Origin of the sequence: Chania multitudinisentens RB-25 (assembly GCF_000520015.2) — a bacterium.
GTDB lineage: Bacteria > Pseudomonadota > Gammaproteobacteria > Enterobacterales > Enterobacteriaceae > Chania > Chania multitudinisentens.
The window spans coordinates 441713-463917 of record NZ_CP007044.2; the positions used below are offsets into that span (position 1 = coordinate 441713).

Here is a 22205-nt window from a genome sequence, read left to right on the forward strand (position 1 = left end):
CCATGTCACAACACACAGCACAACCAGCACTACTCCTGACCAGTCCTGACGGTGATTATTCATAAGACACCTCCGCCTTGCTGGTCAGCCTGTTTTGCCCAGCACCATCAACACCGTGATACAAGCGAGCATTTTTCCCAGCCACATAACCGGTGCCACGGGCAATGTCCGCGCCACGGCATTCCCTGGCTTCACGAAGTTGAGTTTTACTTAATGCCAATGTATCCAGATAGTGCGTCATGACCTCGTCCTCCTGCCGAGAAGCGCCAAAATCAACTACCATCCGGCTGGCCCCCTCGACCCAGCCTTCACGAAACTGATCGGCACGAGCGCGACGAGTTGCCAGCTTCAGACGCTTGCTCTGGGTTTTCAGGTAGGCGGCTGTCGCCTCTTTAAGCTGGCGGGAGAGAACATCAAAGGAATACGCGGCCACAGTTGGACGCTCACCAAAGCCACAGAACGCCACGACACGATGACTGTTACCCGCCCCATTCTGCTGCCAGCTATAGTAAGCACGACAGCCAAAGGCGCGGTTCATGAGCCAGACCAGTCTGTCCATCCACTGAGGGACTTTGACGGCGTCAGTAGGTGCCTTCTGTGTCCGAAATTCCTGCACAGAGGAGGATTCGGCATCCAGCTCGCTGATACCGTATTTTTGCATCAACTTCTGGGCACGGGACAGGGCCTGCCCGGCCTCGTTGGCATTGCTGTTATTTTTGGACAGATCCAACAATTTACGAATCAATGTCATCAGGCGAACCTGACGTTGTAAATAGGAACGACTCATCCCTGTACCTCCTGCGCCTGTTGTTGTGACTGACGCTGGATCTCACGTAAACGCCGTATCACACGAATTAACCGCAAAAACTTCACCACCTGAACGTCATCCAGCAAGGGCCAGTCAGCCGGTTGCTCTGTGCCAATCACGATATTCGTCAGTTCAGTTGCCAACAGTGAGGCGGCAGCATCACCGGTTAAACTCGCCAACAATCGCGTGATCGGCGATGCCCTATGCGCATCCACCTGCAGGCGATACCCCGCAGAACCCGGCGTCGTGTCGTCACACAATTCCTGTTCGGCTTCGAGCACTTCAGCCAGTTCAAAGGCCAAACGAAACGCGGCATCCTGTAAATGCTCAATATCATCCTGCAAGGCGGAAATCAGCCAGATGTCCGTTACCGGCTCCAAGCCGGTCTTGGCAAAGGAAACGGAAGAGTCCTGCGCAGTACTGTCCAAAGCAGGTGATGGCGTGGGGGACTCTTGCCGTACGGCAGGAGTTGGAAGAGAAAAATCTACCGGCAAGGTTGATTCGCGTGGGGTCTCGGGCAGGCCATACAGATCAAGCTGTTCTTCATCTTTACGTATAAGGCTTGCAGAACTATCGGATGGCGTTTCCTCAGAAGCCTCTATGTCGGTTGGCGATAACGAAGCCGCTGCTTGAAAATTCATAACGGCATCGGGCTGACGAGGTCTTGTTTTAACCTGGCTATCGTCCTGGTAGTCTTGAGGTGGTTGCGTGGATGATGTCGAGAATACTGCCGTGGGCGTTGCCTCTTCTTTTCCGGCATTTTTATCCGCATTGATAATATGTTGCGGCACTGGCGCGGGTTCACCGAACAGTTTACGGCGATTCTGCTCTGTCGGATCAAGTTCGATTAACCAGCGATCATACGTAATTTCCGGGCTGGGGAGTGCCTGAAGTAATCCGGCAATTAACTCATCTTTAAACGTTTCCAGGGTGTAATGGTTTGGGTCATCCAAGGTTTGACACACTTCACCAAATACGCCATCAAACGTTTTAACCACATCGACATTGACACTGAACTCTCGCCAGGCTTTTTCAGCCGCACTTCGTAACGTAATGAGTTGGGCAACTTGGGGGCGGCCAATTCCTGACCACAATAATCCAGGCATGTAGGGATATAAATTCTCAAGCGTATACTCCATCCTGCTTATGTTTGACTGACTGACAGGGTAGCCTTCAGAACGCAGGAACAACTCAAGTTCTCGTTGAGATACCTTCTTTCCAGTTTCTTCTTCGTAAAGAGCTTTTGCATCGGCGACCCCCAATGCTTTCTCGATAAACAGCAAATCCCCTCGAACCTCATTTTCAGCCAAATGACCGATAACACACTTCAACCGACCGGGCCACGGTTTAAAAACGCACTGAATACGACGAAAACGTTCATCCTGAGTCTCTTCCCATAACTCTTTCAGAATTGAATAGCGTGTATTGCCCCCATCACTAAAAATATACACGTCTTCATCTAAGTCAGGGTTCTTCGTCACCATCGGCACATTCTTCAACCCACAAGCTCGGATAGAAGCCATGATCTCGTCATACCTGGAGTTACGGGTTTTACGCGGGTTATCCGGGTTGGGTCGCAATTGATCCAGTGTCAATACCATCGGTATTTGACTGACGGGCAAGACGGCCACCGCACCAGATGCCGGTGAACGTCCCCGCTGCAATAATTGCGCCTCCAGCGCCTGCATTTTTTTAGAAGTCATAACGGCCTCCCGAAAAATCTTCAAATCGGGTAATGTCGGCCTGATACTTCACTTTTACCGTGCCGATAGGGCCATTACGCTGTTTGCCAATAATCAACTCGGCAATGCCCTTATCCGGTGAATGCTCGTCATACACTTCATCCCGGTAGATAAACATGATCACGTCAGCATCTTGCTCCAGTGCACCAGAATCCCGCAGATCACCATTATTAGGGCGCTTATCCGCCCGGCTCTCCAAAGCGCGATTAAGCTGTGAAAGGGCCACGACCGGGCAACCGATTTCTTTCGCCAATGCTTTCAGCGAACGCGAAATTTCGGCAATTTCCTGTGTACGATTTTCCTGCCCAGGGCAACGCATCAGTTGCAGGTAGTCCAGCAGGATCAATGACGGATGCCCGTATTTACGGACGTTTTTACGGACCCGAGAGCGCAGCATTGACGGAGTCATAAAGCTGTTGTCATCAATGAGAAGACGATCTTTCCACTCAAGAAGAACACCGTTCGCCTTCGCCAATCTGGCCCAGTCCTCGTCACCCATATTGCCATTGCGCAGATGCTGTAAAGGAACGCGCCCGAGCATGGCAATAAACCGGGATAAAAGTTGGTCAAGAGGCATTTCCAGGCTGTAGATTTGCACTGATTTGTCTTTCCGGGTCTCCAGCGCACCTTCACATAAACTGAGGGCCAGCGCGGTTTTCCCCATTGAGGGACGTGCGGCCAACAAGATAAGGTCACTATCCTGCAACCCACTGGTCATTCCGTTAAGCTGTTCAAATGGCGTGGGTGTGCCAGTAATCAGGTCCTCACTGTTGCAGCGCTGCTCAAGACGGTTAACATATGTTTCCAGCGACGAGACCAAATCAAACGGCTTGCCCGCCGCCTGCAGGCCCGCGATATCGAAAATGCGCTGCTCTGCCTGCTCCAGCAATTCGGCCACATCCGTACGGGCATCTTCCGCCTGCCTGGCCAAATCATCTCCTAGTGCCAACAACTGACGCTTCTGCTTTGCAGTAGAGACATATTCGGCATAAGCCACGATATTGGCGGCACTGGGGGTATTCTTGGACAATTCGGCCAGGTAGGCGAACCCTCCCACAAGCTCAAGTTGCTCAAGACGTTCAAGTTCTTCGGATACCGTGAGCAGGTCAATGGGTCTATTGCGGCCCAGTAATGCCTGCATGACGGCAAAAATTCTCTGGTGAGGTGGTGAAAAAAAGCTGTCTGTCGTCAGGAGTGGGGCAATATCATCCCAACGGTCATTTTCCAGCATCAATCCGCCCAGAACAGACTGTTCTGCTGCCCATGAATGCGGCAGAACGCGTTGTTGTTCAGTATTACGCATGGCGCGCCTCCTCAATCTGAACCTCGCGTAATGCGCAATCCAGAACATAGCGGAGTCGGGAGGAAGCGACCAGAATCAAAGGAGACCGATCATAACTCGCACCAGACTCCAGCAACGGAAGCCCAATCGGTGTTTGTGGACCTACGGCAATATTGCGAAGTTCCGACTCACTCCACAGGTTGTAAAAATCAATAAAGCCCCTCGCCAGATCCCATTCATCAACCAAGCGCTCATAAATCCGACTTTTGGCTGTCTCGTAATCAGGCGCATCGACAAACACATGAATCTCATCGTGCTTCCTGTAGGTATCAGTGGAATAGGCAACAGCACGCCAAATTTTATTGCGATTCATGCGCACGCCCCCCGAACAAGAACATCATCAAAGAGGTGTTTCCACTCAGGGAAAAGCTCACTAGCCAGATCACACATTGATTGTGCTGCAGGAAGAGTTTTGCGATCTGTTTGGTATTCCAACCGATGCACAGGCTGAGACAGGCTATGCCCTAACTTATAGACGTCCAAATCAAAGATCTGTGTTGTCAACATGCTAACCGGGATATCTGCCGAACTATAGGTCCCCTCTTCCACGATCTGTGTAATCGCCTTCAGTGCTTCCCTGGCCAGCTTGGTGTAATCCATGCAGTTCACCAGAATTTTCACCGGAGGCAGCGCAATACCAAAATCCTTATAGGGTAGTAAGCCTTCCATCAACGGGATTGTTCCGCGCAGAAATTCACGGACATCGGGGACAACTGGTTTGATCATGGCAAGTGCAGTGTGGCTCGCTAGCATCACCAGTTCCAGCATGATGGAACGAGCCCCCTGTGAATCAAGGATGCCTACGTCATAGCCAGTGAACAGAGAATGCTGTAGTAAATTACGCAAGCGAAAACGGCCATCCGGCGCGTGCATCATGGCTGTTTTGAGCTGTTCATGAGGATCGTTAGAAACAATCAGATCGAGGTTAGGAATGTTGGTATGAGAGATAATTTGTTGGGGCTGATTGAGATCAACGGTCTGCATTAACAACTCGTACAGGCCACAAGGTGCCTCATACTCCAGATGATAATAACTGGAAGCGGTTGGCTGAGCGTAGTCAGCATCGATCAATAGGGTTTTGAGGCCAGCATCGGCACAGAGACCGGCGAGATTGGCTGCGTGGGTCGATTTCCCTTCGCCGCCTTTGGTAGAAATGATTGAAATTACATGCATATACATTATCCGAATAGGTTATTCGAATAATGGTAAAAACCGATTAAAAATTAACCTTTTTCAACACGGGGATTGAAAATCCCCGTGTCCTTGGTTCGATTCCGAGTCCGGGCACCATTTTTCCATCTTGCAAAGTTGTTATTTTTGCGCTCGAAACGCAAATAAAAACTCTGTAAAAAAGACGGAACTGCCCTCAGCTTTTTTGCCTCGCCGACGCGCGATTTCTTCATCCATCACGTCCCCCAAAAACTTTGGTTAAGTATTCAATCTGTTGATCATGCAGTAATATCTCTCTTTTGGCTGAGAGCCTCGAATGGCCAAAGTTAACGTAAAATGCCCATTTTGCGGGCAAACCAAATCGGTTAAAACGCACGGTCTGGGAAAAGCTAAGCATCAGCGCTATCGGTGCCAAATGCGCAGCCGGACTTTCCAGCTTGATTATTCCTATTGTGCCTGCCAACACGGCATGAAAGAGCAAATTGTTGACCTTGCAATGAACAATGCGGCTATCCCTGACACCGCATGGGCGCTGCATATCAGCATTCATGCCGTTGTGCGCATGCTAAAAAACTCTCGCCACGATGTGTAACCACGTTGCCGCTGGATAAGTGACGCGCCATTCACGACATCACCGTTTGGTACAGCAGTTTATTCAACATGCTGACATCACCTTCCCGGCTATCCGGCAGGATGGATGGGATCTCGCCTCGTGCCAGTTCTGCGCGGATAAACGCATGCAGTAGCGGACGACGCGGGCCATATTCCGCTTCACCTGCCCGCTGTTTGCATACCAGCAGTTCGTCGATCTCCTGACGCAGCGGCGCATCCAGTTCACTGCCCGCCAGCAGTTCAACAAAGCGCATCGGCGGTACACCCTTACCCGCTTCTACCCAACGTACAGCCAGCAGCGGTCGCAGTACATAGAAGTATTTTTTCAACCGCACGTCCTCGCCCTGCAGGTAGCCGCGAAAGTTTTTCCGCGCCATCGAATAGTAGTGCCAGCGCGCACGAAGCGGTGAGAACCATTGCGGGACCAGCGCCTTCAGCGCCGCGACCGTCTTCTCCTCCTGCTGATAGACGATCGGCGAATCCAGCCACTCTATTAGCGTCGGGTTCGCCCCTTTCAACAACCCCAGGGCTTTGCGCCATTCCCAGCCACAGACGTCCAATTCATCGTCTATGGGCAGTTCGATCACGTCCCGTGGCGCGGTTACCCGCAGATACCATTCCGGCGGGTGGACGTATAAAAACCGCACATCGTAATCGCTATCCGGCGAGGCAAATCCCCAGCCGCGACTACCTGATTCGCAGGCATACAGCACCCTAACGCCAAAGCGTTCCTCCACTTCTTTTAGCTGCCGCGATACCCGCTCGCGCATTGCGGCGCTGACTGCATTTTCGGTCATTTTTTTATCCTTTTACACACACGACCTGCCGCAAGGTGTGAACCACCTCCACCAGCGAAGACTGCGCCACCATAACGGCATCAATGTCTTTGTAAGCCATCGGAATTTCATCGATCACCTCGCTGTCTTTCCGGCATTCAACATGGGCTGTCGCGCGGATGTGATCGGCCACGGTGAAACGTTTTTTGGCCGCTGTCCGGCTCATGATTCTTCCGGCGCCATGGCTACAGGAGCAGAAACTCTCTTCATTCCCCAGCCCGCGCACAATGAAACTTTTCGCCCCCATTGAACCGGGAATAATCCCCATCTGGCCTTTCTGTGCCGAAACCGCGCCTTTACGTGTCACCAGCACCTCTTCGCCAAAATGGTGTTCTTTCTGGACATAGTTGTGGTGGCAATTCACCGCCTCTTGTTGGGTCATAAACGGTTTACTGACGATACGTGACAGCACCGCCAGCACGCGGGATATCATCACTTCCCGATTTTGCCGGGCGAAATCCTGCGCCCACTCCACCGCTTCAATGTAATCGTCATAATGACGACTCCCTTCCTGGAAATAGGCCAGGTTTCTGTCCGGCAGGTTCGCAATATGCTGCTGCATATCCTGCTGCGCTAGTGTGATAAACACGTTACCGATGGCGTTTCCCACACCACGGGAGCCGCTGTGCAGCATCACCCATACGCGTTGTTGTTCATCCAGGCACACTTCAATAAAGTGATTGCCGGTTCCTAACGTTCCCAGATGCTGATGGTTATTGGTTTTCAGCAACTGCGGGTATTTGTCGGTCAGGCGTTTAAAACGCGGCGCCAGTTGCCCCCAGTGGGCACTCACTTCTTCCGGCGGCGTTTCCCATGCGCCTTTATCGCGACGGGAACGCGTATTGGTACGCCCATGTGGCACCGCCTGCTCAATCGCTTTACGCAGCCCGCTGAGGTTATCCGGCAAATCGCCAGCCAGAAGCGAGGTACGCACGGCAATCATGCCACAGCCAATATCCACACCCACCGCCGCAGGAATAATCGCCCCTTTGGTCGGGATAACGCTGCCAATGGTTGACCCTTTGCCGAGATGCACATCCGGCATCACCGCCAGATGTTTAAAAATAAACGGCATTTTCGCCGTATTCAGCAATTGCTGACGCGCCTCAGGTTCCACAGGGACGCCGTGGGTCCACATTTTCACCGGCGCCGCGTTCTGCGCCGCCAACAGTTCATACTCGTTATGCTGCATACTCTTATCCTTTAATATTCACTAAGCCGTGCAGAACCTGGTCCAGGCCACCGAATACCGATATTTTATCGATACGCTCCGCCACTCTTTCGAGGGTTTCCAGTTCTTTTAAACGCAGCGCCACCGGATTGTTTTCCATCACTTTTGCGGTGTTCAACAGCGAACGTGTCGCCGCAGTCTCTTCACGCCGGCGGATCACGTTGGCCTGCGCCGATTTCTCCGCTTCAATCAGTCGGGAGAGAATGGTTTTCATATCACCTGGCAACACGATATCTTTCACCCCCAGCGAAGCCACCTCGATACCATAAGGCGCCATACGGTTTTTCACCTGTGCGCTCACCACTTCGTCAATGATCTGCTTATCTTCCAGCAGTTCATCCAGGGTTCGCGTTCCAACGGCCTCACGCAATGCAAACTGCAATTCGCGGTAGAGGTGATCCAACGGTTTGGTGAGCTGCGCAAATGCCTGTAACACGTCGCTATAGCGCCAGTTCGCCGCCAGATTCAGACGCAGATTGACCTTGTCTTTGGTCAAAATCTCTTGTCCACCCACTTCCAGCACCTGTAAGCGGGTATCCACCACTTCCGCGTCAACCAGATGATTCACCTTCCAGTACGCCGTCAGACCTGGCGGCAACAAAGCCTGCGTCTTGCCATCAATTTTCAGTACACCCGCATGCCAGGCTGGAACCTGCACGGCAAGCATCACATCGCGGCCTGTTACAGCGCCACTGCGTCGTGGTTGCAGCACGGCATTCATCACATCGGCAGGCACCTGAACCTGACGGGTATCCATGCGTACCAGTTTCAGCGACTCGCCAGCCCGCCAGTACAAGCGGCGTGTTGAGGGCGGTAAGAGCTCCTGCAACACTTCGTTTATGTACAACGCACCCACTTCGACATCGGTTAAATCCACCGCCAGGCTGTAACGTGCAACCCAGTCAGGCTGGAAGCGACGTAAATACTCTGCCAGAGTTTCCGGTACTTCACTGCCATCCAGATTAATGACGAGCACTTGCGGCGTACTGAACCACGGCAGACGGTGTTCTCCGGCCTCCAAGACCTGATAGTAGTCGCCATTTTTAGCCAGTAATCCTAATTGACCTTTACGTATAGTGATTTTCTTAGCCATAACTTTTTCCTTTTAAAAAATCAGGTGCGGGTGCAGAGGCGAAGCCACAGGGGAATTCCTTTTTGCCTGCGACACGGCGACATTACCGGCAACCTGTCTTTGGGGGTTAACCATCTAACGCCCCGTTTTTACTTCTTTGATTAACAAACAGTTTCATTGGGAATATGAATCAGGAATCGAACCCATTGTTCAGATGTCATCGGTTGGCGGAACACGTCGGGAATACAGCCTGTGCCGTTCCTGAGGTGCCGGCGGGGTTCAACCCCCTGCACTTTCAACGTATTGACGGCAGAGTTATTGCCAGAAGCGTGCCAGGAACAAAGATTTGCAAAATAATTTTTTATTTCATTGATTTTCAATCAATTAATTTCAGACACAGAGATTAACGATTGCGATAGTGAGTGGAATTTTTTATCTTTAGATATCGATAATTATCCTATGAGATAAAAATGAAAAAACGGCGAGTGGTGATTGGCGTTCTGGGCACGGTACTCGACAGGCGAGGCAAACGAACAAATCGTTTAAAAAAATGGCGGCCAACGGTCGGCCTGTGCCAACAGCCAGATATGCCAGTCGATCGTCTGGAGCTCATCCATCAACCGCACGATGCCGGGATGTGCCAGCAACTGATTGAGGACATCAATTTACTCTCACCGCACACGACGGTACGTTCGCATGCCATCGCCATTTCAAACCCGTGGGATTTTGAAGAGGTCTACGCCGCATTTCTCGACTTCGCCACTCACTACGACTTTGATACCGAAAACGAAGAGTATCTGGTGCATATCACCACGGGGACTCACGTCGCGCAGATATGCTGGTTTCTGCTGACGGAAGCCCGCTATCTACCTGCCAGCCTGTTGCAAACCGGCCCGGCCGCCAGGGGGGCCGCGGAGGAGTCAATCCCCGTGGGTATCTGTTCGGTGATCGATCTCGATTTAAGCCGCTATACCACGCTCACCAGTCGCTTTCAGCGCGAACAGCAGCAGTCGGTTTCTTTTTTGAAAGCCGGTATTGATACGCGTAATGCCACGTTCAACAAGCTGATTGACCGTATAGAGCGCGTGGCGCTGCGTTCCAGTGATCCCATTCTGCTGACCGGCCCCACCGGGGCGGGTAAATCCTTCCTCGCCAGGCGTATTTACGAGCTTCGCCAGTCCCGCCACCTGGTCGCCGGAAAACTGGTCGCAGTGAACTGCGCCACTCTTCGCGGTGACAACGCAATGTCCACGCTGTTTGGTCATGTGAAAGGTGCTTTTACAGGGGCGCTGACACCCCGTAGCGGTCTTTTACGTGAAGCCGATGGCGGCGTGTTATTTCTCGACGAGATCGCCGAACTGGGGCTGGATGAACAGGCGATGTTGCTGAAAGCGATTGAGGAAAAAACCTTTTTCCCGTTCGGGTCGGACAAAGAAGTTCACAGCGATTTCCAGTTAATTGTGGGAACCCACCGCGATATGCCGCAGTGGGTCGCAGAAGGTCGTTTTCGTGAAGATCTCTATGCACGTATTAACATGTGGAGCTTTGCCCTGCCCGGACTTGCGCAGCGGCGGGAAGATATTGCCCCCAACGTGGAATTTGAGCTTCAGCGTTTTTCCAACAGTCAGCAGGCCCAGATCCGTTTCGATAAAGAGGCGCGTGAAGGCTATCTGACATTTGCCTGTTCATCGCAGGCGCAGTGGCGCGGTAACTTCCGCGAGTTGAGTTCATCCGTTGCCCGCATGGCAACGCTGGCCGAACAGGGGCGCATCACGACAGACCTTGTTGACGAAGAAATTGCCTTATTGAAGGCAAGCTGGCAGGTCACGCCATCGCAACCAACACTGGAGATGGAGATTGACCTTTTCGATCGCCGCCAACTGGAAACCGTGCTTGAGGTGTGTCGTCGTAGCACGTCATTGTCGGAAGCTGGTCGTGAACTGTTCGCCGTTTCCCGTCAAAAGAAAACCAATCCCAACGATGCAGATCGCTTACGTAAGTACCTGGCGCGTTTTGGAATGAGCTGGGAAAAAACCAAACAAGGGAATTGAGTATAATTTGTTTGAATAATACTCCTTCACGGGTTAAGTATCCAATGTGTTGATCATGCAGTAATATCTCTCTTTTGGTTGAGAGGGTTCTGTCGCATTAGCATGTTTCCTCGAGATTACGCAGGCTCAGGGCGCAAGCCAGATACCAGCGAACACATTGCGTGATGATATCGACAGGGTAATGTAAACGTTTAAAGGCTTTTCGGAGCAGAGGCATGAGCAGGTAACATCGCAAAAAACAGTACGTTACCTGACGCCGCCTTAATGCGACAGAACCCCATTACCATACTCTTAAATATCTTTTACACAAATCACCGGCAAGATATTAATATCAGGTACATTTCTTAATATACCATTATTTGATACTGCATGGTGCGCTGACCAATTTGCCGGCCTCGATGTCCAATAAAATGTATAAGGATCTGGTGACCAGCCATACTGATTCATATTACCCCACTCTGGCCATAATAATCCAACAGTCCGAAATCCATTATAATAAGTTGCGCCACCACTATATATACTATTCGTGAATTCCGGACTGATATTGGGTGCCCCTGAATGCATACCATCTTCAGAACCATCCGTCGGCATACGATATCCGGGAAAGGGATCACATAAATTATTTGCCCAGCTTGAATTTATATCCCCATGGTATTCCCACCACTTTTTTATTGTAAAACGGTGTGTCAGTACAGCTTCCCCCCCGGTCTTTGCTGTAGCGGTAATTGATATTTCCGGTGATGGCGCCGAAATTTCTCGTATAAAACTTACAGTACCCTGTGCGTTCACAGTGACATAATCAGGATGACTAGAAACCCAGAAGTAATCAAGGTTATTTGTCATATTTGATTCTGCATAAATCTGATACGTTGCGTTGATAAAGGCATTGGATGGAAAACCAGAATCCAATGTAAATTCACCGTCAACAGGGTTATTCTGCGTGACAATTTTAGCCTCAATATTCGGTACGGAAAGTTTGTATATTACTGTAAAATTATTCTCTGCTGAGGAGGGTAACCCACTGATGGTTGTCACGGTTACCGGAGCAGTGACTTCCACCTCAAGCTCTTCTCCACTATAGGAAATACTAAATGGCTGAGATAATGCCGAGTCAGGAATACGAACCCCTAAGTGCTTCCAGACAACAACTGCCGCCTCGCTATCAACTACCACAGATATTATTTCATCGTCATCGGTATCTTCGGTGATCACATTGTTCAACGTTGAGGACAGGCTAAAATGTTCGGGATGCTGGCTTGCACCTACTCGTGCATTATCTGTCACAGGTGTCGTACCGTCAGGAAATAGAAATAATAGATCACCTTGAACACTTGGAGCACGGCCCTGTATTCGGTCGGTACTATCACTTAATACTGCCTGTATTGGCAATGCCGGCACCAATAATCCGGTAGCAAAAAAAAATCTCACAATAAACCTAACGTGTAAATTGTTATATTGTGTCATATAAAAACGCCCGTTCATTTACCCACCTTTAGATTGCATTAATTTATAAGGTTCTGTCGCATTAGCATGGAGAGGTTAGCAAAAAGTGGCGCTGCCGTTTATTTAGGCAGCCAACAAATAAAATTTTTCCGCAGGTGACAATCCCTCACTATGCGGATGATGATATTGCCCTTTTATTACATCAGGCGACAACTCTCTTGAAAAACGCCGTTATTGGGCGATCTCTCTGAATGGTAATACGCAATGCTGGCATTTCCCGAAAAAACACACCTCGAGGCGTATATTAAAATCTAAAAATTAAAGGCCCTGACGACACACAACATGGAATGAGTTGCTGTTAACGTTGTCGCTGACATAGCCACTGAGCAAGTTGACGGTTCGGTGGGAGTTACTACCACTAGACACAGATGTCCAGTAAATGTTGTTGGTGATACCGGGGCTATTATAATTTCCCATCTCACCCCATTCCGCATACAACGAACCGATACCACGAATGTTAATTAGATCATCACCCGCGATGCTGTTTGTTAACTGGGCAATCGTTGGCAGAGCCCGCCCTTGCGTCGCACACCTGCTGGATGCCATATTCCAGTTCATCTGATCATCACCGATAAACCAGCTGTTTACCGAGAAGGTATAGGTCAATGGGGTACCGGAGACCCGCTCAGTGGCTGTCACCGTCACCGTCTTCTGTGCCGTACTCGGCTGCGTATTAAACGTCACCTGCCCAGTGTCGCTGACCGTCACCCACGGCTGGTCCACCGACCAACTGTAGTCCCCGTTGGCTGACGTTGAACTATTGACCATCAAAAAATCAAAGACGGCCATAGGAAATCCGGTTGTCGGAAACCCCAAGTTTCTCCCAAAAGTTACACCGTTCACACGCAGTCGTACTGTTGACGGCATGGGTATGGGTGCGACCGCTGGCACTGTCAGCGTGTAGGTTGTTGTAAAAGACTGTGGACCAGCCGTGGTTGGCAAACCTGATGTACTACTGACCGTCACTGGCGAATCCACCTCCAGCGTGAGCGTTTCCCCCAGAAAGTTATCGCCAAAAGGTTGACCCCGTTGTGTTTCGGTCATCGGGGTACCGTTATGTCTCCAGGTCAGTGAGGCGCTGTCAGTGTCAATCTGCGCACTCAATCCACTATCCCCGTCCGCATCTTGTAGCGCCAGTTCCGTGGTGGATGATGAAACCGTGAATTGTTCCGGTATCAGGTTCGGCGCCACCGTGGCATTGTCTGCCACGACGGTGTTTCCGTCTGGAAACAGCACCTGCAAATCTCCCGTCGCGGTGGGGGCCTGGCCCTGGACTTGCCCGGTTATACCACTCAACACGGCCAGTGACGGCCCGGTGGCTAATCCAATAGACAGCGCCAGTAGCCCCCCCTTCAACCAGTACTTACCCAGTAACCCTTTCACTTTTCTCATCTCACTGCGCCCTTTTATTATTTCTGTATTTCTCGTTTCTTCTGGTGACTTTTCTGGCTTATCCCTTCCCCGTGACGGGGAAGGGAGGAACGAGTTCCCGGGTATTGACTCACATTCGCCAGTATTCACGACATTTTGACGGCATTCTTGCTTCAACCTTCAGGTAAAATATCGTCTCGGTGGCGGAAATGGTACGCGGGCAAGGCGGTGGACCAAACCAACAGGGGTTGCATCGTCTTCATACCCAACTTGCCGAGTGCACTGCGCTTATAATGGCTGACGGTCTTGATGTTCAAAGAAAACCGCCGCGAGATACGTTGCACACTGTTCCCTAAAAGCAGAGCGTCCAGTACCTGCCTTTCCCTTTTCGACAGGATGGGGAGAAGAGGTGTCCGTACCGATTGAAGCGGATTGACTGGCCTGTCTATAACTCGCTCCAGTTGCCAGGTAAGCCTCGGTAATGTGCTGCTCGGGTCTATCACTCTGACGCGCTCACCATACCGCATCAGGTAATCTCGCACCCCCGGCAATCGTGAGATATTCAGCATCACCAAAATCTGACAGTGCGTGTTGTTGTGACAGAGCATCTCTATCAGTTCCAGTGCCGAAAGCATGGAATAGCGTTCTCCCCGCAAGGCGATAATCATCAGGTCAGGGGCCCCCTGCACCAACCGCCTTTCCTGGCAAGCGTTCAAGTCGGCCGTTTCAAAAACCTGATAGTTCGACGGCAACAAATGCCGCATGCCAAGACGGGCAAAATGGCACGGGTGCAGGATGACCCCCTGCTTTTCTGTCAGGTCAGCGTTCATTCCCGATATCCCTCCGAGGAAGCCAACAGACGCTCCCTGAATCCCCGCATGCGGCAGGGTTCCAGGGAAAACCTGTCATTATCTTTGTAAACAAGATTATCCGTTACCCCTCTACGGGCAGGTCTTTTTGCCCGTAGAGGGAATGATGATGTCATTGCAGAATCAGTTGTAATCCACCGCCAGGTTGAAGCCCTGTGCACCGTCTGCAGAACCCGTCAGTGGGGTACCATTTGGCTGGGTATTCGTCGGTACGGTGAAGTTGCCATCGGTAGTGCTGGTCACAAAACCACCTACTGGTGCATTGGTGTTGGTCGTTGCACTGGTGCCCACCAGACGCCAGTTGTAGGTCACGTTGCCTGTCATATCGGTCACGCCATCCCACAGTTTGAATACATAGGTATCGCCCACATTCAACCGGGTTGCCTCACCAATCAGGTTATTGGCAAATGCTGTATCGGTACTGAGGTAGATACCTGCAGTCAAGTTGCCACCCGGTGCTATCGGACCTGGCGCTATCGGGGTCGGGTTCTCAGGACCCGCCACGCTGACATCCGCTATCGTCAGCGTCTGACCTGATATCGGGTCACCCGAGGCTGAATACTCTTGTATGCCAACCTTTATCGTGTCTGCTCCAACGGCCGCAGCCGGAATCGTCATCACACTGGTACCGGACGTCATGGCCGTAGCCGGCGTATTTATGATACCAGCCGTAATCGCCGTCTCTGTCGTACCATTGACGTAATACCAGGTCACATGAGCCGTGGAGGCATCCGCGTCCCCATCAAGGTCGGTGTAGTCATAGGTCAGGGTAATGGTATCCCCAGTGGCCAGTGTGGCCCCTGTTGCGTTAGTGCTCAGGTTAACGGCATGCTCTTCGTTACCTACCGGTGCACTCAGCACTGGTGCATGCCCCTGAATGCTACCGGTCGGCGCGGTCAGAACCGCATAAGCACTGCCCATCGTGTAGCCCGCTATCGCCAGGGCCAGCACCAGTTTTTTAAAGGTGAAGGTCTTCGTCTTTTTACTGTGCATCGTTCTCTGCTTCCTTGGTGAGTCATCGGTAAAGGGCCGGTAGCCGCCCCCTGCCTGGGTTATGCGGACCGAAAAATTACACGGCCTTAGTTAAAATCCACTTTCAGGGTGAACCCTTGGTCTCCCGGCGTCGCACCAGAGCTGGAATCACCATTGACAGGGACGGTATAGGTGTCGCCCGTAGCGCCGGTAATGGCATGGTTACTCAATGTTACCGAGGTACTGGTACCGCTGGCCGCCGTGTTGGTGCCGTCCAGGCGCCACTGGATACTGCTCAGCGTGGTGGTCAGGTCATTTTCACCCGCATCCCATACCCCGTTACTGTTGGCATCATCCCAGGCATGGAACACATAGGTGACGCCGACCTGCGGATGGGTTGCCGAACGTGCGTAGTCCGTCGCACCACTGCCGGCAGTCGGGTTGTCAGACTGTAGGAAAATACCGCCCGCCACATTGCCGCCTGGCACTATCGGCCCCGGCGGGGTAACAGAACCACCGCCCCCTTCGCTGGTGTCGGTCACGGTTATGGTGTTACCGCTGATAGGCGCGCCCGTTGCCGAATATTCCTGAATCGTGACGCTGATGGCTGTCGTGCCTATGGCACCGGCAGGAATGACAATAGTGGAGGTTCCCTCGGCCCCTATGACTGACGCCGGGATATTCGTCGCCGGAATGGTCACCGACCGACCGCTGATGCCGTCGATATACGCCCAGGCCACCGTCGTCAGAGAGTTGTCTAAATCCCCGTCACTGTCGTTGTAGACGTAGGTCATGACCAGCGTATCACCAGTGGTCAGCACGTCCGGATTGGCAAACGTCCCGCTGAAGTCAACAGCCCCCATCGTCCCGTTCGACGGAGCCTGTAACGTTGGGGCGCTCCCTTGTATTGATGCCGTTGCTGGGGTGCTACCCGCCCAAACCGGGCTCACACTGCCGCCTACCATGGCCACTACCAGCGCGAGCCCCTGTTTCTTCAACGCAAAACTCATCATTATTATTTATCCTTTCTCTGTTTGCCCAATACAGGCCAGATGCCATGCCGTGTTGGTACGTCAATGCCTGTCACCGCTCGGGTTACCAATTCACCTTCAGGCTAAAACCCTGGTCACCACAGGCCACACCACTATTGCTGTTGGCATTGGTCCGTGGCGTAAACTGATAACCGGTAATGCCAGTGTCATGGCCGTTCAATGTGGTCACGCAACCCGCCGTATTGCTGCCCTCCAGGGTCCAGTACACCGTCTCTGCCGGGATACTGGCAGTAATATCGTTACCTCCGTCATCGAACAGCTTCACCGTATAGGTCACCCCAACTTGTGGGTGAGTACCACTGGTCAGCAGGTCCTGCCCTTGTGGGTCGTGGATTTCCGCTTTTGCTACCTGTGTACCACTGTGGGTAAAGATCACTGATTGGGGAGCGGTTATGCCGAATGGCCCCATATCAGCCTGAACCAGGTAGGTTCCGGGCAAAGTACTGGCCAGGGCAGTGACGTAATGAGGGATACCCTCACGTTCTTCCGTTTCCCGCCAGACCGCCCGCAGACAAGGTTGCTGCAGGTTCTGTGCATCTTGCTGGCAGTTTTCTCCCGGCTGTTTTACAGAAACCACTTCATGGGTCACGGCATCGGTAACGATCCAGGCAGGTTCCAGGTTAGGGTGTGTGACAGGTTCTCCCAGGTGGTTTTGCAGATAGGCCGTCAGCGCAACGGCATCGGTGTCCAGACCAGAGGCGGGCACGCTACCCACACTTTCCAACACCAATTGGCCCTGACGTTGCTGCCCGACCAGAATATCCACCGTGTTCGACGTGGTCTGGCGGCCTTTCTCATCCGTGAGGGTCAGTGAAAGCTGGTAGCGGTTTTCCGCTGTAGGCGCCGGGTTCCAGGTTGGCAGGGTAATCTGCCAACCCTGAGGATTGTCTGCACCGGACGTGGCCAACAGACTCAGTGGTACCAGATCGCCATTCCAGCTCACCCCGGTTATCCGGTATTTGTTGTTGACCAGCGGGCGCATCACATGCACATCACCTTCCAGCAGCGTGGCAGGAACGGCCGCCAGGTCGACCGTCAACAGCCCCGCCTTCTCGCGGTACTCAAGAACAATGTCGTAGTTGCGGTCCACCCGGTCATAGCGGCTACCCATCAGGCTGCGCATGGCAGCCACATTGCCGGGGTCAAGCTGTTTGTTCAGGGCCGTTCCCAACTGGTAATTCATCTGTACGTCAAGCTGGGCCTCTTTCTTCCCTTGTTGCCCTTCCTTGTGACTGACTTTCAGTGTGGCCAATGGGAATGGGGTGTAGTCCAACCCCAACGTGACAGCGCGAGGGTCTTTCTGGAGATTGTCCTTGCCAAACAGTGCGACCTCGTCGCCGTAATACTGCTCATACACCACCGATGCCCCCAGATGTGGGTAAGCAGGCAGGTAACCTTGCAGTCGGGCATCAAACCCTTTCGCCGGGCGCTCTTCGTAATCGTCAAAATCCCGCGAGTCTTTCCAGCCGGAAAGTGGGTGGTAGTAGTTGGCGGCAAACCGCAACGCGTCGCTCCACAGTTCGGTGCCCAGCCCCAAACGGCTGTGGTTGCGACTTAAATCCTGGTCGAGGAAGGCGTTGTAACCATACAGCCAGGTTCCCTTGTCCCAGCGCACACCGGCACCGACATTACCAATGGTGCGACTGTCCTGGTCGTGGATACCCACCTGGGAGAAGGCCACCATGGCATCGTTCTCATACCAGGGGGTAAACAGGGAGAAGGTGCTTTTGCTGAAATCGCCACGATCATCCACGGCGATACCTACCTGCGCCTTGCCGAATTTCCCCAGCAGGTCTTGGGCCTCCTGCTGCAACGGGTCAATTACCTGGCTCTTTACCTGACTTTTAGCCCAGTCTTCAGCCTGGTTTTGTACCTGTCTGCCTGTCATGCCATTCCAGTCCTGAGCGCCTGCAGCCTGGGCCGTACCTGCCACTTTCTGCGCCGTCGGGTCACCTTCTGGTACGGGCGCATTGCCCATACCCAGTTCAGGCAGCATGCTGACCAGTACGCCTGTACCATCAGGTGGCACAGGAAACAAAGGGGAATCAGCAGGCAATAACAGACTTTCCCCCACTTCCAGGGTGTCACGCTGGTCAAGACTACCGTGGTTAAGGCGGCGCAATTCAACCACCTGCAAACCACTTTGCAAGGCAAGCTGATAAAGGCTGGCTCTCGTTTCCACGGTGTAGATGCGCGTAGCTGGCGCTTCAGCATGACCAATGGCAGGTAACAGGCTTAGGGTAAAAAAGCTGCCCGCCATCATTAATGACGACGCAACAACGGAAAGCTGAAGTCGGGGTAATACCATTAATTCATTCCTTTGATTGGAACCAAGAAGGATTTTTTATCGTTTTAATCGCAAGCATAGAATTGCAACAAAACTGATTATCGTGATCTGTTGTGCTTTAAAAACAATAACATTCGACATAAAGATCCACAAAACAAATTAACAGCAGAATAAAATACAAATTCAAGCTCCCTTTATTAGATCGATGATCTAGAAAAAAATAGATTTGTAATGAATTTGTTTTTTTTTAGGGAAAATCCCGAAACAATCCCCTGAAAAACAATAAGAATATTCTCGGGTATTTACCTAAATTACCGTCAACTTATTTGATGCACATCAAGTTTACGGCCTTGCGAATACCTATTTTTTGGTACTCTACTGCCTTGCCTTTCAGGCGAACGAACCCAGCCTCACATCAAACGCCGACACCGGTTAATGCGACAAAACCAAAAAACATCATCAATTTTATTTATATTTTATTTCTTGGCGGCAAGCTTGGTCTTGTGTCCATGTCCACTATTGACACACCACAATATTTTTCGAAAATAGGCTTTACATGTAAGCCTGAGAATTTACTATTTGCGGCCATAGCCTGAGATTTTACTATCTGATGCAAAGTAGTATTTTGGGATGGAGACAAACCTTATTTAAGCGGCTAATTTTATTGAATTTATTTATGTTAACTCTCTGTTTTTCTATCGAATCATTCCTTAGCTCCAAATGATTATTAATTCTTCGCTTTAATGAAGTCATTTTCTCCGGTGACTGAGAGATTCTACTGATATTTTCTATAAATGTTTTTTGAGTTCTCGCCTACATTTCGATTGCTTGCAACTTGGTAAATAGAGTTACTTGATACTGATGAATTAGCTGAGTTTATAGACATAAAATGCTCCTTTTTTGTCTATGTATAAATCTCACGAAATCATCCTATAGCGTTATAAAAAACGCGCAAAACTCGCCTGTGTATTTTTTAAGTACACCTCAAAGCTTTGTTGTAAAAAATTGGCTGTTGAAAACAACGAATATGATTGAGAACATTTAAGGACTCTCACTTAGACCTTGGTAATTTGGTCCTGCTGCAAAGTTTGTGATGAGGTAGTCTTTTGGGCCCTGTCGCATTAAGGCGTCGCCAGGTAACATGCGGTTTTTTTACGATGTTTCCTGCTCACGTCTCTAATCCGAAAAACATTCCGTCACCTGCATTCCCCCACTGATGTTATCGCCCAGTGTGTTCGCTGGTATCTGGCTTATGCCCTCAGCCTGCGTAATCTTGCAAAATGATGGATGGTCACCGGCGGAACAATTTTATTTGTTGGCCGCCTAAAAAACGGCAACGAAACTGTTGCTGACTTGCCTACACTAATGCAACAGAGCGCCTTAATTACCCTAAAAGGGTAAGTTTGACGTGTGCCGATTATCTTTTTAAGGGATAATGATTGACAGCCAGGAAACGGATTACTAAAAGGCTCAAAATGGAAAAGCGCACGCCTCATTGCAAGCTATCTCGCATCAGGGAGTTAATTCAACAAGGCGAGATAACCGCGACGAACGGTGCATTAATGGGGGTTGCGGAACTCGGGCTGAGTTTTCAGGACATGTGTGATGCTACTTTTACGGTATAGCAAGACGTTTACCGCCCCGAGTTAAATTGCGGTGACGTTTATCTAAAACTGACGGTTTCTGATGGTGTATTAGTTGTTTCGTTCAAGAGGTTATGATCATGAAATGTCCAGTATGCGGTGGCGCTGAATTGTTCCACGATATCCGTGAGTTGTCCTATACCTACAAGGGTGAGTCTACAATAATCGCGAATGTTAAAGGCGATTATTGCCCTGCCTGCAATGAAGTTATTATCAGTAAACATGATGCAGCCCGTGTCAGTGCTGCTATGTTGGCCTTTAATAAAGAAGTCAACGCCGCCATAGTCTCCCCCTTATTTATTGCTGAGGTCAGAAATAAGTTGGCGCTCTCACAACGGGAGGCTAGTGAAATATTTGGCGGGGGTGCGAATGCCTTTTCACGTTATGAAACGGGGCGAGCTAAGCCGCATCTGTCAACGGTGAAGCTGTTGCGTGTTCTTGATAAGCATCCTGATTTATTGCAGGAAATCCGCGCATAACGTGCGGTTTTTGGCTAACCGCTTTGAGCGGTCTTACGTCCGGGCTCTGGGCTCTGTCGCATTAGCGTAGGCAAATCAGTAAAAGTTACACTGCCGATTTTTTAGGCGGCCAACAAATAAAATTATTCCACCTGTGATTTTTAACAATGCATAATTTAGCTCTTTGGTATCGTAAGTTTGGGGCTCCTGAGGAAACCCTAAAAATTGAGAGAAAAGCTTTAGATATACGGCCTATAAACCTAGTTCGTATTCGTATGATCTGTTCACCAGTTAATGCTTCCGATCTTATCCCTATTACTGGTGCATACGGACACAGGATTGTGCCGCCTCTGGTCGCTGGTTATGAAGGTGTTGGATATGTTTTTGATGCACCGGATAGTTATAAAGAGTTAATTGGGAAGCGTGTATTGCCTCTAATGGGGCAGGGAACATGGCAGAAATTTGTTGATTGTGAACCGGATAGATTAATTTCTGTTCCCGATGACATAAGTGATGAGCTTGCATCGAGAGCTTACATTAACCCAGTAGCTGCATTAATGCTGCTACGAACTTACTCCCCTCAAGGTAAAAGGATTTTACTCACTGCCTCTAGTTCAGACTGTGGTATTTTACTTGGACAATGGGCTCTTCTTTTGGGGGCTAAATCTGTGACTGGAATTTATAGGTCTTCAATTCATGAACGCAGATTATATGAATGTGGCATTACACCGATATCGCAGGATAAAATTGAACAGATATCTCTTGCAGCGAATGAGTCTGATCTTGTTTTTGATGCTGTAGGTGGTGAACTTGCAGAACTGTTGCTAGAAAATATATCCGAAAAATCGGTGTATGTATGTTATGGTTCTTTATCTGGGAAATTATTTCGGCAGAAAAAATTTTTTCCTGAGGTGAAGTGGTTTCACCTTCGAGATTATGTGAAAAACTTGAGCGTTATGCAATGGAAAAATATTTTTATTGATATATGGTCATTACTAAAAATAAGTAAATATCATGATACCATCTCATTTAGTTTAAATAATTGGCAAGATGCCATTAAATTCTATAAAAAATCAGGACGAGAACAAAAGCCTATATTAATCATGAAATAAGGCACTGTTGTAAGTATGATTTTGTCGAATTAAGGTATTGTTAGGTGACATCCTATCTTTTATGATGTTACCTG

17 protein-coding genes and 4 pseudogenes are annotated in these 22205 nt (G+C 50.4%); 6 read left to right on the plus strand and 15 right to left on the minus strand.

The features are described from left to right. Positions 1–55: 55 nt before the first annotated feature. Genes Z042_RS01975 through Z042_RS01995 form a run of 5 tightly spaced genes read right to left on the minus strand, consistent with a single transcriptional unit; the run spans position 56 to position 5065 of the window. The gene (locus Z042_RS01975) at positions 56–787 is read right to left on the minus strand and encodes a DUF2786 domain-containing protein (RefSeq protein ID WP_024910497.1); all 732 of its coding nucleotides are present in this window, start codon (positions 785–787) and stop codon (positions 56–58) included. Beyond that, positions 784–2511: a ParB family protein gene (locus Z042_RS01980; RefSeq protein ID WP_024910496.1), complete on the minus strand. Its 1728-nt coding sequence runs from the start codon at positions 2509–2511 to the stop codon at positions 784–786. Before Z042_RS01980 ends, Z042_RS01975 begins: the two co-directional genes overlap by 4 nt. Further along, positions 2501–3853 (minus strand): SPI-7-type island replicative DNA helicase, encoded by a 1353-nt coding sequence (gene dnaB-PI / locus Z042_RS01985; protein ID WP_024910495.1) that lies wholly within the window; start codon positions 3851–3853, stop codon positions 2501–2503. The genes Z042_RS01980 and dnaB-PI overlap by 11 nt, the downstream gene beginning before the upstream one ends. Then, positions 3846–4205: a hypothetical protein gene (locus Z042_RS01990; protein ID WP_024910494.1), complete on the minus strand. Its 360-nt coding sequence runs from the start codon at positions 4203–4205 to the stop codon at positions 3846–3848. Before Z042_RS01990 ends, dnaB-PI begins: the two co-directional genes overlap by 8 nt. Then, the gene (locus Z042_RS01995; RefSeq protein ID WP_024910493.1) at positions 4202–5065 is read right to left on the minus strand and encodes a ParA family protein; all 864 of its coding nucleotides are present in this window, start codon (positions 5063–5065) and stop codon (positions 4202–4204) included. Before Z042_RS01995 ends, Z042_RS01990 begins: the two co-directional genes overlap by 4 nt. A gap of 313 nt (positions 5066–5378) precedes the next feature. Between Z042_RS01995 and Z042_RS02000 the strand changes: the two are divergent. Then, a pseudogene (locus Z042_RS02000) lies at positions 5379–5671 on the plus strand (IS1-like element transposase); the annotation flags it as partial. A gap of 14 nt (positions 5672–5685) precedes the next feature. On the opposite strand, the gene Z042_RS02005 reads toward Z042_RS02000, so the two are convergent. Genes Z042_RS02005 through Z042_RS02015 form a run of 3 tightly spaced genes read right to left on the minus strand, consistent with a single transcriptional unit; the run spans position 5686 to position 8834 of the window. Further along, the gene (locus tag Z042_RS02005) at positions 5686–6471 is read right to left on the minus strand and encodes a nucleotidyltransferase domain-containing protein (protein ID WP_024910491.1); all 786 of its coding nucleotides are present in this window, start codon (positions 6469–6471) and stop codon (positions 5686–5688) included. A gap of 4 nt (positions 6472–6475) precedes the next feature. After that, on the minus strand, positions 6476–7702 hold the full coding sequence (locus tag Z042_RS02010; RefSeq protein ID WP_024910490.1) for an RtcB family protein: 1227 nt from the start codon (positions 7700–7702) through the stop codon (positions 6476–6478). A 4-nt stretch (positions 7703–7706) separates the two neighbouring features. Beyond that, positions 7707–8834, minus strand: coding sequence for a slipin family protein (locus Z042_RS02015; RefSeq protein WP_024910489.1), 1128 nt, complete (start codon positions 8832–8834; stop codon positions 7707–7709). A 449-nt stretch (positions 8835–9283) separates the two neighbouring features. On the opposite strand from Z042_RS02015, the gene rtcR reads away from it, so the two are divergent. Beyond that, the gene (gene rtcR / locus Z042_RS02020) at positions 9284–10864 is read left to right on the plus strand and encodes an RNA repair transcriptional activator RtcR (RefSeq protein ID WP_024910488.1); all 1581 of its coding nucleotides are present in this window, start codon (positions 9284–9286) and stop codon (positions 10862–10864) included. 106 nt (positions 10865–10970) lie between these two features. Here the strand turns inward: rtcR and Z042_RS25815 are convergent. From Z042_RS25815 to Z042_RS02050, 7 genes and pseudogenes are all read right to left on the minus strand, one after another. Beyond that, positions 10971–11081: pseudogene (locus tag Z042_RS25815) on the minus strand (IS6 family transposase); the annotation flags it as partial. Between the two features lie 74 nt (positions 11082–11155). Next, complete coding sequence (locus tag Z042_RS02025) at positions 11156–12346, minus strand: hypothetical protein (protein WP_025297194.1); 1191 nt, start codon at positions 12344–12346, stop codon at positions 11156–11158. A 279-nt stretch (positions 12347–12625) separates the two neighbouring features. Beyond that, on the minus strand, positions 12626–13759 hold the full coding sequence (locus Z042_RS02030) for a hypothetical protein (RefSeq protein ID WP_024914137.1): 1134 nt from the start codon (positions 13757–13759) through the stop codon (positions 12626–12628). 152 nt (positions 13760–13911) lie between these two features. Then, complete coding sequence (locus tag Z042_RS02035; protein ID WP_024914138.1) at positions 13912–14568, minus strand: helix-turn-helix transcriptional regulator; 657 nt, start codon at positions 14566–14568, stop codon at positions 13912–13914. 162 nt (positions 14569–14730) lie between these two features. Then, positions 14731–15600, minus strand: a complete 870-nt coding sequence (locus Z042_RS02040) for a SinI family autotransporter-associated protein (RefSeq protein ID WP_024914139.1) — start codon at positions 15598–15600, stop codon at positions 14731–14733. An 86-nt stretch (positions 15601–15686) separates the two neighbouring features. After that, entirely contained in the window at positions 15687–16592 is a 906-nt protein-coding gene (locus Z042_RS02045) for a SinI family autotransporter-associated protein (protein WP_024914140.1), read from the minus strand. An 82-nt stretch (positions 16593–16674) separates the two neighbouring features. Further along, positions 16675–18939 carry an inverse autotransporter beta domain-containing protein gene (locus tag Z042_RS02050; RefSeq protein ID WP_024914141.1) on the minus strand — a complete coding sequence of 755 codons (2265 nt, stop codon included), beginning with the start codon at positions 18937–18939 and terminating at the stop codon, positions 16675–16677. 1143 nt (positions 18940–20082) lie between these two features. On the opposite strand from Z042_RS02050, the pseudogene Z042_RS26795 reads away from it, so the two are divergent. The 4 genes and pseudogenes from Z042_RS26795 to Z042_RS02065 form a co-directional block, all read left to right on the plus strand. Further along, positions 20083–20193 (plus strand): annotated as a pseudogene (locus tag Z042_RS26795) (IS6 family transposase); the annotation flags it as partial. A 200-nt stretch (positions 20194–20393) separates the two neighbouring features. Beyond that, a pseudogene (locus Z042_RS02055) lies at positions 20394–20639 on the plus strand (type II toxin-antitoxin system MqsR family toxin). A gap of 2 nt (positions 20640–20641) precedes the next feature. Next, positions 20642–21040: a type II toxin-antitoxin system MqsA family antitoxin gene (locus tag Z042_RS02060; protein ID WP_024914142.1), complete on the plus strand. Its 399-nt coding sequence runs from the start codon at positions 20642–20644 to the stop codon at positions 21038–21040. 146 nt (positions 21041–21186) lie between these two features. Next, positions 21187–22131 carry a zinc-dependent alcohol dehydrogenase family protein gene (locus tag Z042_RS02065; protein ID WP_024914143.1) on the plus strand — a complete coding sequence of 315 codons (945 nt, stop codon included), beginning with the start codon at positions 21187–21189 and terminating at the stop codon, positions 22129–22131. The last annotated feature ends 74 nt before the right edge of the window (positions 22132–22205 follow it).

Excerpts from the sequence above, each read along its gene's own strand:
- Z042_RS02045 (WP_024914140.1), bottom strand. The coding sequence starts at position 16,592 with ATGATGAGTTTTGCGTTGAAGAAACAGGGGCTCGCGCTGGTAGTGGCC.
- Z042_RS02050 (WP_024914141.1), bottom strand. The coding sequence starts at position 18,939 with ATGGTATTACCCCGACTTCAGCTTTCCGTTGTTGCGTCGTCATTAATG.
- Z042_RS02025 (WP_025297194.1), bottom strand. The coding sequence starts at position 12,346 with ATGAACGGGCGTTTTTATATGACACAATATAACAATTTACACGTTAGG.
- Z042_RS02015 (WP_024910489.1), bottom strand. The coding sequence starts at position 8,834 with ATGGCTAAGAAAATCACTATACGTAAAGGTCAATTAGGATTACTGGCT.
- Z042_RS01980 (WP_024910496.1), bottom strand. The coding sequence starts at position 2,511 with ATGACTTCTAAAAAAATGCAGGCGCTGGAGGCGCAATTATTGCAGCGG.
- Z042_RS02060 (WP_024914142.1), top strand. The coding sequence starts at position 20,642 with ATGAAATGTCCAGTATGCGGTGGCGCTGAATTGTTCCACGATATCCGT.
- Z042_RS02010 (WP_024910490.1), bottom strand. The coding sequence starts at position 7,702 with ATGCAGCATAACGAGTATGAACTGTTGGCGGCGCAGAACGCGGCGCCG.
- Z042_RS02040 (WP_024914139.1), bottom strand. The coding sequence starts at position 15,600 with ATGCACAGTAAAAAGACGAAGACCTTCACCTTTAAAAAACTGGTGCTG.
- Z042_RS01995 (WP_024910493.1), bottom strand. The coding sequence starts at position 5,065 with ATGCATGTAATTTCAATCATTTCTACCAAAGGCGGCGAAGGGAAATCG.
- Z042_RS01975 (WP_024910497.1), bottom strand. The coding sequence starts at position 787 with ATGAGTCGTTCCTATTTACAACGTCAGGTTCGCCTGATGACATTGATT.
- Z042_RS02035 (WP_024914138.1), bottom strand. The coding sequence starts at position 14,568 with ATGAACGCTGACCTGACAGAAAAGCAGGGGGTCATCCTGCACCCGTGC.
- rtcR (WP_024910488.1), top strand. The coding sequence starts at position 9,284 with ATGAAAAAACGGCGAGTGGTGATTGGCGTTCTGGGCACGGTACTCGAC.
- Z042_RS02065 (WP_024914143.1), top strand. The coding sequence starts at position 21,187 with ATGCATAATTTAGCTCTTTGGTATCGTAAGTTTGGGGCTCCTGAGGAA.
- Z042_RS01990 (WP_024910494.1), bottom strand. The coding sequence starts at position 4,205 with ATGAATCGCAATAAAATTTGGCGTGCTGTTGCCTATTCCACTGATACC.
- Z042_RS02030 (WP_024914137.1), bottom strand. The coding sequence starts at position 13,759 with ATGAGAAAAGTGAAAGGGTTACTGGGTAAGTACTGGTTGAAGGGGGGG.
- Z042_RS02005 (WP_024910491.1), bottom strand. The coding sequence starts at position 6,471 with ATGACCGAAAATGCAGTCAGCGCCGCAATGCGCGAGCGGGTATCGCGG.
- dnaB-PI (WP_024910495.1), bottom strand. The coding sequence starts at position 3,853 with ATGCGTAATACTGAACAACAACGCGTTCTGCCGCATTCATGGGCAGCA.